The sequence below is a fragment of the Mycobacterium syngnathidarum genome (assembly GCF_001942625.1).
In the GTDB taxonomy this organism is placed as follows: domain Bacteria; phylum Actinomycetota; class Actinomycetes; order Mycobacteriales; family Mycobacteriaceae; genus Mycobacterium; species Mycobacterium syngnathidarum.
The window spans coordinates 115,515-127,187 of the sequence record NZ_MLCL01000039.1 but is presented as its reverse complement, the minus strand read 5'-3'; the positions used below and the strand labels follow the sequence as shown (position 1 = coordinate 127,187).

Annotated in this window: 11 protein-coding genes and 1 riboswitch; all 11 genes read left to right on the top strand. The window is 67.4% G+C overall.

All coding sequences use genetic code 11. The annotated features are described in order from the left end of the window. The first annotated feature begins 17 nt into the window (after window positions 1–17). The 11 genes from secA2 to gcvP all read left to right on the top strand — a co-directional run bounded on the left by secA2 (window position 18) and on the right by gcvP (window position 11,662). Entirely contained in the window at window positions 18–2,375 is a 2,358-nt protein-coding gene (gene secA2 / locus BKG60_RS12830; protein WP_070946178.1) for an accessory Sec system translocase SecA2, read from the top strand. A 10-nt stretch (window positions 2,376–2,385) separates the two neighbouring features. Next, the gene (locus BKG60_RS12825; RefSeq protein ID WP_070946145.1) at window positions 2,386–3,012 is read left to right on the top strand and encodes a CDP-alcohol phosphatidyltransferase family protein; all 627 of its coding nucleotides are present in this window, start codon (window positions 2,386–2,388) and stop codon (window positions 3,010–3,012) included. After that, the gene (locus tag BKG60_RS12820) at window positions 3,009–3,908 is read left to right on the top strand and encodes a DUF881 domain-containing protein (protein WP_070946146.1); all 900 of its coding nucleotides are present in this window, start codon (window positions 3,009–3,011) and stop codon (window positions 3,906–3,908) included. The genes BKG60_RS12825 and BKG60_RS12820 overlap by 4 nt, the downstream gene beginning before the upstream one ends. A 28-nt stretch (window positions 3,909–3,936) precedes the next feature. Next, complete coding sequence (locus BKG60_RS12815; RefSeq protein ID WP_003882035.1) at window positions 3,937–4,269, top strand: small basic family protein; 333 nt, start codon at window positions 3,937–3,939, stop codon at window positions 4,267–4,269. A gap of 1 nt (window position 4,270) precedes the next feature. Next, on the top strand, window positions 4,271–5,128 hold the full coding sequence (locus BKG60_RS12810) for a DUF881 domain-containing protein (protein ID WP_075909665.1): 858 nt from the start codon (window positions 4,271–4,273) through the stop codon (window positions 5,126–5,128). Window positions 5,129–5,164: 36 nt separating this feature from the next. Beyond that, a complete protein-coding gene (gene gcvH, locus BKG60_RS12805) occupies window positions 5,165–5,560 on the top strand; it encodes a glycine cleavage system protein GcvH (RefSeq protein WP_070946147.1) in 396 nt (131 codons plus the stop codon). A 189-nt stretch (window positions 5,561–5,749) separates the two neighbouring features. Then, window positions 5,750–6,229, top strand: coding sequence for a glycogen accumulation regulator GarA (garA, locus tag BKG60_RS12800; protein WP_019346058.1), 480 nt, complete (start codon window positions 5,750–5,752; stop codon window positions 6,227–6,229). A 3-nt stretch (window positions 6,230–6,232) separates the two neighbouring features. After that, complete coding sequence (ftsR, locus tag BKG60_RS12795) at window positions 6,233–6,982, top strand: transcriptional regulator FtsR (protein WP_070946148.1); 750 nt, start codon at window positions 6,233–6,235, stop codon at window positions 6,980–6,982. A 119-nt stretch (window positions 6,983–7,101) separates the two neighbouring features. Beyond that, on the top strand, window positions 7,102–7,596 hold the full coding sequence (locus tag BKG60_RS12790) for a bifunctional nuclease family protein (protein ID WP_070186502.1): 495 nt from the start codon (window positions 7,102–7,104) through the stop codon (window positions 7,594–7,596). A 255-nt stretch (window positions 7,597–7,851) separates the two neighbouring features. Beyond that, window positions 7,852–8,472: a MerR family transcriptional regulator gene (locus BKG60_RS12785; protein ID WP_070186501.1), complete on the top strand. Its 621-nt coding sequence runs from the start codon at window positions 7,852–7,854 to the stop codon at window positions 8,470–8,472. Between the two features lie 106 nt (window positions 8,473–8,578). Beyond that, a riboswitch (glycine riboswitch) is annotated at window positions 8,579–8,677 on the top strand. A gap of 153 nt (window positions 8,678–8,830) precedes the next feature. Further along, window positions 8,831–11,662, top strand: a complete 2,832-nt coding sequence (gcvP, locus tag BKG60_RS12780) for an aminomethyl-transferring glycine dehydrogenase (RefSeq protein ID WP_070946149.1) — start codon at window positions 8,831–8,833, stop codon at window positions 11,660–11,662. Window positions 11,663–11,673 lie beyond the last annotated feature (11 nt).

Sequence of the window (11,673 nt, the reverse complement as noted above, 5' to 3'; positions counted from 1 at the left end):
CCGCGTACCGTGAACATGTGCCAAAGACGTCCAGCGCCAAACCGGGCCGCGTGAGCAGCAAGTTCTGGAAGCTATTGGGGGCCAGTACCGAGCGCAATGAGGCCCGGTCGCTCTCGGAGGTCAAGGGAGCAGCCAGCTTCGAGGACAAGGCTGCCGGCCTCGACGACGAGCAACTGACCAAGGCCGCCAAACTGCTCGAACTGCAGGATCTCGCCGCATCCGCGGACATGCCGCAGTTCCTGGCGCTGGCCCGCGAAGCCGCCGAGCGGACCACCGGCCTGCGTCCGTTCGATGTGCAGCTGCTCGGAGCGCTGCGCATGCTGGCCGGGGATGTCGTCGAGATGGCCACCGGTGAGGGCAAAACCCTGGCCGGAGCCATCGCCGCGGCCGGCTATGCGATCGGCGGCAGGCATGTCCACGTCATCACCATCAACGACTACCTGGCCCGCCGCGACGCCGAGTGGATGACCCCGCTGCTGGAGGCGCTGGGGCTCACCGTCGGCTGGATCACCGCCGACTCCACCGCCGAGGAGCGCCGTAAAGCCTACGAGTGCAACGTCACCTACGCCTCGGTCAACGAGATCGGCTTCGACGTACTGCGCGATCAGCTGGTCACCGATGTCGCCGACCTGGTCTCTCCGAATCCTGACGTGGCCCTGATCGACGAGGCGGACTCGGTGCTCGTCGACGAGGCCCTGGTGCCGCTGGTGCTGGCCGGAACCAGCCACCGCGAGCAGCCACGCGTCGAGATCATCCAGATGGTCGGCGAGCTGATCAGCGGTACCGATTCCGATGCGTATTTCGCGACCGACGACGACAACCGCAACGTGCACCTCACCGAGGCCGGAGCCCGCAAGCTCGAAGCCCGCCTGGGCAACATCGACCTGTATTCCGAGGAGCACGTCGCCACCACGCTCACCGAGATCAACGTCGCCCTGCACGCGCACGTGCTGCTGCAGCGCGATGTGCACTACATCGTCCGCGACGGCGCGGTCCATCTGATCAACGCGTCCCGCGGGCGCATTGCCTCGCTGCAGCGCTGGCCGGACGGCCTGCAGGCCGCCGTCGAAGCCAAGGAAGGCATCGAGACCACCGAAACCGGTGAGGTGCTCGACACCATCACGGTGCAGGCACTGGTCAACCGTTACCCCACGGTGTGCGGCATGACCGGTACCGCGCTGGCCGCAGGCGAGCAGCTGCGCCAGTTCTACAAGCTCGGGGTGTCGCCCATCCCGCCGAACAAGCCCAACATCCGCGAGGACGAGACCGACCGGGTCTACCTCACCGAGGCGGCCAAGAACCACGCCATCGTCGAACACATCGCCGAGGTCCACGCGACCGGTCAGCCGGTGCTGGTCGGCACCCACGACGTCGCCGAATCCGAGGACCTGCACCGCAGGCTGGTCAAGGCGGGTGTGCCCGCCGTGGTGCTCAACGCCAAGAACGACGCCGAAGAGGCGGCGGTGATCGCCGAGGCAGGCAAGTTGGGCTCGGTCACGGTGTCCACTCAGATGGCCGGTCGCGGCACCGACATCCGGCTCGGTGGATCCGACGCCGGCGACGACTCGGAGGACAAGGAGAAGGTGGCCGAGCTCGGCGGGCTGCATGTCGTGGGGACCGGCCGTCACCACACCGAACGGTTGGACAACCAGCTGCGCGGACGGGCCGGGCGCCAGGGCGACCCGGGCTCTACGGTGTTCTTCTCCAGCTGGGACGACGAGGTCGTCGCGTCGCATCTCGACGACACCAAGCTGCCAGGAGAAACCGACGAGGACGGCCGCATCATCGCGCCCAAGGCCGCGGGTCTGCTCGACCATGCCCAGCGCGTCGCCGAGGGCAGGCTGCTCGACGTGCACGCCAACACGTGGCGCTACAACCAGCTGATCGCCCAGCAGCGCGCCATCATCGTTGACCGTCGCGAAACCCTGCTGCGCACCGACACCGCGCGCCAGGAGCTGAAGGCCCGGTCACCCGAGCGCTACGCCAAGCTGGCCGAAGAACTGGGGGAGGACGGCGAGGAGAAGCTGGAGAAGATCTGCCGGCTGATCATGCTGTATCACCTGGACCGGGGCTGGTGCGATCACCTGGCGTTCCTCGCCGACATCCGGGAGAGCATCCACCTGCGGGCCCTGGGCCGACAGAACCCGCTCGACGAATTCCACCGGATGGCCGTCGACGCGTTCGCCTCGCTGGCGGCCGACGCCATCGAAGCCGCCCAACAGACCTTCGACACCGCGGAGGAAATCGAGGCCGAGCCGGGCATCGATCTGTCCAAGCTCGCGCGGCCGACCTCGACGTGGACCTACATGGTCCACGACAATCCACTCAACGACGACACCATGTCGGCGCTGAGCCTGCCGGGTGTGTTCCGCTAGGTTTTAGGGCATGGACCACGCGCCTGCTCCCGAGGGCAGGAGCGCACCGCCGCCGGCTGACGCTCGCGACCGGGTACTCACTGTGCCCAACGCCCTCAGTGTGCTGCGCCTGCTGCTGGTGCCCGTGTTCTTGTGGCTGCTGTTCGGTGCGCACGCCAACGGGTGGGCCGTCGCGGTTCTGATGTTCAGCGGGTTCTCCGACTGGGCTGACGGCAAGATCGCGCGCCTGGTCGACAACCAGTCGTCGCGGCTCGGCGAACTGCTCGATCCACTCGTCGACCGCATCTACATGATCACGGTTCCGGTGGCCCTTGCGCTGTACGGCGTGGTGCCGTGGTGGTTGGTGCTGACCCTGCTGGGCCGCGACCTGCTGCTCGCCGCCACGCTGCCGCTCCTGCGCCGGCGCGGACTGGCGGCGCTGCCGGTGACGTATCTGGGCAAGGCCGCCACCTTCGCGCTGATGTCCGGCTTCCCCTGGGTGTTGCTCGGTCAGTGGGACGCGACGTGGAGCCGGGTCGCATTGGCCTGCGGATGGGCCTTCTTGCTGTGGGGCGTGGCGTTGTACCTGTGGTCGGCGGTGCTCTACCTGATCCAGGTGACGATGGTGGTGCGACAACTCCCCGTTCAGGGCCGATGAGCACGCTGGGCGGCTACGAGTCGGGGGCCGGGCTCAACGACCATGAGGCCCACGCCCCCAAGCGACTTCCGCTTCCCTCGCTGTTGAGGTCCCTGTTGTCCGAGCACCTCGACCCCGGGTACGCCGCGGCCGCTGCGGCCCGGGAGGCCGGTGACGGGACGCGCCGGCGGGGCACCGATATCGCATGGTTGTTGGCCGGAGCGGCCGCTATCGCCACGGTGATCGCGGTGGCCGCCGGTCAGGCCCAGACAGCGGCCCCGGCTGCCCGGGAAGCTCAGCACACGTTGGCCGGTCGGGTCCGGGCAGCTCAGATCGCCGCCGACACCGCCGGTGCCGAGCGTGACGCACTCGGCGATCAGCTGGACGCCGAGCGGCGCAGCAGGCTCGGGATGGACGAGAACGGCCAGCACCTGCTCGGCAGCCTGGACACGGCCAACATCGAGGCCGCCGCGGTCCCGATGATCGGCCCCGGCCTGACCGTCACGGTCACGGATCCCGGTCTGTCCAAGGACCTCAGCGACGTGTCGAAACAGCGGGTCGCCGGCGGTCAGCAGATCATCCTGGACCGCGATCTGCAGCTGGTGGTGAATTCACTGTGGGCCAGTGGGGCCGAGGCGGTTTCGGTGGGCGGTGTGCGGGTCGGCTCGGGTGTCACGATCCGGCAGGCGGGCGGCGGGATTCTGGTCGACAACCAACCGATCACGAGTCCGTATGTCATTGTGGCGATCGGACCGCCGAAAGGGATGGCCGACACATTCGACCGCACCCCGGGGCTGCAGCGGCTGCGGTTGTTGGAGACTTCCTACGGAGTCGGGGTGAACGTGAGTGCGGGGGACGGCCTGACCGTGCCCGCGGTGTCGGTGCGGGATGTCAACTTCGCCAAACAGATTGGATAGGCCTGACGTGCACAGGATTGACCGTTAGATGATCGGGATCGTCGCACTGGTCGTCGGAATCGTACTCGGATTGGTGTTCCATCCGAGCGTTCCCGAGTTCGTCGAACCGTACCTGCCGATCGCCGTGGTGGCGGCACTGGACGCGGTCTTCGGCGGGTTGCGGGCCTATCTTGAGCGGATATTCGACGCCAAGGTGTTCGTGGTGTCGTTCGTGTTCAACGTCTTGGTGGCGGCGCTGATCGTGTATGTCGGCGATCAGCTCGGTGTCGGGACCCAGTTGTCGACGGCGATCATCGTGGTGCTCGGCATCCGGATCTTCGGCAATGCCGCCGCACTGCGGCGCAGGTTGTTCGGCGCCTGACATGAGCGATTCCGAATCCGAATCCCCGGCCCAGCCGGATCCGCCGGCCGGCACCGCCGAGCCGGGCCCACCTGAACATCACGGCGAGCACCACGGCCGCCATGAGATGCCCGCCGATGTCTCGCCACGCCGGTTCCGCAACCTACGGATCGTGCGCCGCAGCCGTTCACAGCTCGTGTTCGGCGGCCTCGGGGTGCTGCTGTGCATCCTGCTCGGTATGGCGATCGTCACACAGGTGCGCCAGAACGAGTCGGGGGATTCGCTGGAGACCGCGCGGCCGGCGGATCTACTCGTGCTGCTCGATTCCCTGCAGCAACGAGAAGCGTCGCTCAACACCGAGGTGGCCGATCTGCAGCGGACGCTGCAGCAGCTACAGGCCTCGGGCAGCAGTGATCAGGCCGCGATCGAGAATGCCCAATCCCGGCTGGAGGCACTGTCCATCCAGATCGGGACGGTGGCCGCGACGGGGCCCGGGGTGACACTCACCATCGAAGACGACGCGCCCGGGGTACCTGCCGAGACGATGCTCGACGTGATCAACGAGCTGCGTGCGGCCGGGGCCGAGGCGATCGAGATCCGCGGCGGTGATCAGCAGTCCGCGGTGCGGGTGGGCCTGGACACCTGGATCATCGGGCCCGCGGGGCAGCTTGCGGTCGACGATGTGACCCTGCGCCCGCCGTATTCGGTTCTGGCGATAGGGGATCCGCCGACTCTGGCGGCTGCGATGAACATTCCCGGTGGGGCGATGGACAGTGTGAAGCGGGTCGGCGGCGCGATGGTGGTACAACAGGCCGAGCGCGTGGACGTGACCGCCTTGCGACAACCGAAACCACGCCAATACGCTCAGCCCGTCAAGTGAGCACAGCAGCCCACCTCGGAGACCATAAGGAGCGCCGTGAGCGATATCCCAGCCGACCTGTACTACACCTCGGAGCACGAGTGGGTATTGCGCACCGGTGACGACACCGTGCGCGTCGGCATCACCGATTACGCGCAGTCCGCACTCGGCGATGTGGTGTTCGTGCAGCTGCCCGACGTCGGGACCCAGCTGGCCGCCGGTGATGCGTTCGGCGAGGTCGAATCCACCAAGTCGGTGTCGGACCTGTATGCCCCCGTGGCGGCGAAAGTCGTTGCGGTAAACGGCGATCTGGACGGTAGCCCGCAGCTGGTCAATTCCGACCCCTATGGCGAAGGCTGGCTCGTCGATCTGCGCCTCGAGGACGGTGCCCTCGACGATGCGCTGGCCGGTTTGCTCGACGCGGACGGCTACCGCGCCGCCGTCACCGAGTAAGGAGTTGTTAGGGTTTCGTGGGCCGGTCGCCAGGACCGGTTGGGCCGTACCCGGCGCGCAGATATCTTCCCCATCGGATCCGGCGGTGGTGGACCCAATGATGCCTGATGCGCGGTACGGTCGACGTGAGACCGACGATGGGCTGGGGCCACGCCGGGCAACGCCACAGCAGCCAGTGAGGAGCAGCGGGTGACGGACAAGGACAGCAATTTGGGGGCCGACCAGTCGGAAGACGTGACGGTAGAGACCACATCGGTATTCCGTGCGGACTTTCTGAACGAACTGGACGCGCCCGCAACGGCCGGTACCGAAGGTGCCGTTTCCGGTGTCGAGGGCCTGCCCGCGGGTTCGGCATTGCTCGTCGTCAAGCGCGGACCGAATGCCGGATCGCGTTTTCTGCTCGATCAGCCGACCACCTCGGCGGGGCGTCACCCGGACAGCGACATTTTTCTCGATGACGTGACGGTGAGCCGTCGGCACGCCGAGTTCCGGCTGGAGAGCGGCGAGTTTCAGGTTGTCGATGTCGGCAGCCTCAACGGGACATACGTCAACCGCGAGCCGGTCGACTCGGCAGTGCTCGCCAACGGCGACGAGGTGCAGATCGGGAAGTTCCGCCTGGTGTTCCTCACCGGTCCCCGTTCTGACGACGACAGCAGCCAGACCAGCTAGCCCATGACTGCCCCCGACAGACCTGCACTGGCCGGGATGTCGATCGGTGCAGTCTTGGACCTGCTCCGGGGTGACTTCCCGGACGTCAGCATCTCCAAGATCCGGTTCCTCGAGGCCGAGGGGCTGGTGACGCCGCAGCGGACCGCGTCGGGATACCGGCGGTTCACCGCGTACGACTGTGCGCGGCTGCGGTTCATCCTGACCGCGCAGCGTGACCAGTACCTGCCACTGAAGGTGATCAAGGCGCAGCTGGACGCTCAACCCGACGGCGAGCTGCCCCAGGCCGGGTCCACCACCTATGGGGTGCCTCGTCTGGTGCCGGTGTCCGAGGGCGCCGAGGGGCCGGACGGCGCCGCCGGGGTTTCGGCGGTGGCGCCGACCCAGGTCCGGTTGTCCCGGGAAGACCTGTTGACTCGGTCTGGCATCGATGAAGAGATGCTGGGGGCGTTGTTGCGCAACGGCATCATCACTGCCGGGCCGGCTGGGTTTTTCGACGAACATTCCGTGGTGATCGCCCAGTGCGCACGGGCCCTCGGCGACTACGGCGTCGAGCCCCGGCACCTGCGGGCGTTCCGCTCGGCGGCGGATCGGCAATCCGACCTGATCGCCCAGATCGCAGGCCCAGTGGGCAAGGCGGGCAAGGCCGGAGCCCGCGACCGGGCCGACGACCTGGCCCGTGAAGTGGCCGCCCTGGCGATCACGTTGCACACGTCTTTGATCAAGTCCGCCGTACGCGACGTTCTGGATCGCTGAGGACTAGACTCGTTTTGACGGCCAGTTCGTCTGAGTCGGGACTCCTGGCTACGGGAGGCGGACTGCGCGACGGACGAAGATTCGACGAAACGGCACGGCGGTGCGGAGGGCAGGCACAGATGGCTGAGGTTCGCGTGGTCGGCATTCGGGTGGAACAGCCGCAGAACCAACCCGTGTTGCTTTTGCGGGAGTCCAACGGTGACCGCTACCTGCCGATCTGGATCGGGCAGTCGGAGGCTGCAGCGATCGCGCTGGAGCAGCAGGGCGTAGAGCCCACCCGGCCCCTCACCCACGACTTGATCCGAGATGTCATTACCGCCCTTGGCCATTCGCTCAAAGAGGTGCGGATCGTCGACCTTCAAGAAGGCACTTTCTACGCCGACCTGATCTTCGACCGCGACATCAAGGTCTCAGCCCGGCCGTCGGACTCGGTGGCGATCGCCTTGCGGGTCGGCGTCCCGATCTATGTCGAGGAGGCGGTGCTGGCCGAGGCCGGCCTGCTTATTCCCGACGAGAACGACGACGAGGCCGCCGGAACCGTGCGTGAGGACGAGGTGGAGAAGTTCAAGGAGTTCCTCGACAGCGTTTCGCCGGACGACTTCAAGGCGACATGACCGACGCCGGCGCCGCTGTTCAGTCGCAGATCACGGGTACGTCTCAAGTGGGTATACCGGAGTCGACACGCGGCGCGGGAGACAATCGGGCGGGAATTCGGGCCCCATACTTTCTTCGCAGCGGGCAATCAGGGCTCGGCGGGAAGCGTATGCTCGACACATTCGAGTTCGCAGCAAACCGTCGCGTTGAAGATTGCCGCGTTGCAGGACATGGCAGTGCGGTGCGGGCGAGTTCGAACGGCGAGAGGATTCACAGTGGGTGACACGCCACGGCAGGAAGAGTTGGATCTGACCACCGGGAGCGGCGCGGAGCCGCCCGTCAGGCCGGCCGGCGAACCCGTGCAAGGCGGGTTGTTCCCCGACGACTCCGTGCCCGACGAGCTGGTGGGTTACCGCGGTCCCAGCGCCTGCCAGATCGCCGGTATCACCTACCGTCAGCTCGATTACTGGGCCCGCACCTCACTGGTGGTTCCCTCCATCAGGAGCGCCGCCGGATCGGGTAGTCAGCGCCTGTACTCGTTCAAGGACGTCCTGGTCCTCAAGATCGTCAAGCGCCTGCTGGACACCGGCATCTCGTTGCACAACATCCGGGTCGCGGTCGACCACCTGCGTCAGCGCGGCGTGCAGGATCTGGCCAACATCACCCTGTTCTCCGACGGCACCACGGTCTACGAGTGCACCTCGGCCGAAGAGGTCGTCGACCTGCTGCAGGGCGGCCAGGGTGTGTTCGGCATCGCGGTGTCGGGCGCCATGCGCGAGCTGACCGGCACCATCGCCGACTTCCCGGGCGAGCGCGCCGACGGCGGGGAGTCCATCGCCTCACCCGAGGACGAGTTGGCGTCGCGTCGCAAAAGCCGCGACCGCAAGATCGGCTGACTTCCTCCCGCCAACAGACACGTAGCTGCCCCTCGACCGCGGTCGAGGGGCAGCGCTGCGTCTGTTCGCCGATATCGGTGCCCGGCCGGTAGAATTGCCGGCGCATCGCCCTTGTGCGGGAGAGCTTCGTGACAGCCAGTCACGGACGCCGAAGGAGCAACACCTCTCCGTCAACCTCTCAGGCACCCAGGACCGCGCCAGGCCCCGATGCCTCTGGAAAGTGGTGCCCCATGGGCACCCGCCCATGGGGAAAAGTCCTGTACCGGGGCTGAATCTCTCAGGCGCCCGGACCGGGTCGACGACAGAGGGAGAGGGACTGCCACGACGTCCGAGCACGTCTGCGCCCCAGGAGAGTGTCGTGTCCGACCAGCATCAATCGCGTTTCGCCGACCGTCACATCGGCCCGAACGCCGCCGCCGTGGCCACCATGCTCGACGTGATCGGCGTGGCAACGCTCGACGAACTCGCCGCCAAGGCTCTGCCGGCAGGAATTCTCGACGCGCTCGGCGCCGACGGCGTGGCTCCGGGCCTGGAGGGCCTGCCCGCCCCGGCCACCGAAGAGGAGTCACTGGCCGAGCTGCGCGCGCTGGCCGACTCCAACACGACCGCGGTCTCCATGATCGGTCAGGGCTACTTCGACACATTCACCCCAGCTGTGCTGCGGCGCAACATCCTTGAGAACCCCGCCTGGTACACGGCGTACACGCCCTACCAGCCCGAGATCAGCCAGGGTCGTCTCGAGGTGTTGCTCAACTTCCAGACCATGGTGTCGGATCTGACCGGGCTCGAGATGGCCAACGCGTCGATGCTCGACGAGGGCACTGCCGCCGCCGAGGCCATGACACTGATGCACCGTGCGACCAAGTCCAAGACGAACCGGCTGCTCGTCGACACCGACGTGTACTCGCAGACCGCCGCCGTGCTGGCCACCCGCGCCGAGCCGCTCGGCATCGAGATCGTCACGGTGGATCTGCGCCAGGGGCTCCCGGACGGCGAGTTCTTCGGCGTCATCGTGCAACTGCCCGGAGCGAGCGGGCAGGTGGCGGACTGGTCTGCGCTGATCAGCGCCGCCCACGAACGCGGCGCGCTGGTCGCCGTCGGCGCCGACCTGCTGGCGCTCACCCTGATCACCCCACCCGGCGAGATCGGGGCGGACGTGGCCTTCGGAACCAGCCAGCGGTTCGGTGTGCCAATGGGATTCGGTGGTCCGCACGCGGGATATCTGGCCGTGCATGCCAAGCATGCCCGGCAGCTGCCGGGCCGGCTGGTCGGGGTCTCGGTCGATGCCGATGGCGCCCCGGCGTACCGGCTGGCGCTGCAGACCCGTGAGCAGCACATCCGCCGGGACAAGGCGACCAGCAACATCTGTACCGCGCAGGTACTGCTGGCGGTGATGGCCGCGATGTACGCCAGCTACCACGGCGCACGAGGACTGACCGCGATCGCCCGCCGGGTGCACGGCCACGCATCGGCCATCGCGGGCGCACTCGGCGACGCCCTGGTGCACGACAAATACTTCGACACCGTGCTGGCCCGCATTCCCGGACGAGCCGACGATGTCGTCACGGCGGCCAAGGCCAAGGGAGTCAACCTGTGGCGCGTCGACGCCGACCACGTGTCGGTTTCCTGTGACGAGGCGACCACCGATGAGCACGTGGCTGCCGTCCTCGACGCGTTCGGGGTGCCGGCCGCGGATCCGGCCGACGCCGGGATCGTCACGCGCACATCGGAATTCCTGACACATCCCGCGTTCAACTCCTACCGCACCGAGACCGAGATGATGCGGTACCTGCGGGCGCTGGCGGACAAGGACATTGCCTTGGATCGCAGCATGATTCCGCTGGGCTCCTGCACGATGAAGCTCAACGCCGCGGCTGAGATGGAGCCGATCACCTGGCCCGAATTCGGCCGTCAGCACCCGTTCGCCCCGGCATCGGACAACCCGGGCCTGCGCAAACTGATCGCCGACCTGCAGGATTGGCTCACCGGGATCACCGGCTACGATCAGATTTCGTTGCAGCCCAACGCCGGTTCGCAGGGTGAGTACGCCGGCCTGCTGGCGATCAAGGCCTACCACGTCTCCCGGGGTGACACCGACCGCGATCTCTGCCTGATCCCGTCGAGCGCTCACGGCACCAATGCGGCCTCGGCGGCGCTGGCCGGCATGCGCGTGGTGGTGGTGGCCTGCCGCGAGAACGGAGACGTCGACCTCGACGACCTGCGGGCGAAGATCGCCGAGCACGCCGATCGCGTTGCAGCGCTGATGATCACGTATCCGTCGACGCACGGGGTGTACGAACACGACGTCGCCGACATCTGCGCGGCGGTGCACGATGTGGGCGGTCAGGTCTACGTGGACGGCGCCAACCTCAATGCGCTGGTCGGGTTGGCCCGCCCGGGCCGCTTCGGCGGTGACGTCAGCCATCTGAACCTGCACAAGACGTTCTGCATCCCGCACGGCGGCGGCGGCCCCGGGGTGGGTCCGGTTGCGGTGCGTTCGCACCTGGCTCCGTTCCTGCCGGGCCATCCACTGGCCGACGAACTTCCCGACGACCACACGGTGTCGGCCGCCCCGTATGGGTCGGCCTCGATCCTGCCGATCACCTGGGCCTACATCCGGATGATGGGTGCCGACGGCCTACGAGAGGCCACGCTGACCGCGATCGCCTCGGCCAACTACGTGGCCCGCCGCCTCGACGAGTACTACCCGGTGCTCTACACCGGCGAGAACGGCATGGTCGCCCACGAGTGCATCCTGGACCTTCGCGGGATCACTAAGGACACCGGCGTGACCGTGGACGACGTGGCAAAGCGACTGGCGGACTACGGTTTCCATGCGCCGACGATGAGCTTCCCGGTGGCCGGCACGTTGATGGTCGAGCCGACCGAGAGCGAAAGCCTGGCCGAGGTGGACGCGTTCTGCGACGCGATGATCGCGATTCGCGCCGAGATCGACCGGGTCGGTTCGGGGGAGTGGCCGGTGGACGACAACCCGTTGCGCGGCGCCCCGCACACCGCCGAGTGCCTGCTGGTGGCGCAGTGGGATCATCCGTACACCCGCGAGCAGGCCGCGTACCCGCTGGGCAAGGGATTCCGCCCGAAGATGTGGCCGCCGGTGCGGCGCATCGACGGGGCCTACGGCGACCGGAATCTGGTGTGTTCCTGCCCGCCGGTCGAGGCGTTCGCCTGACTCAGGCGTTC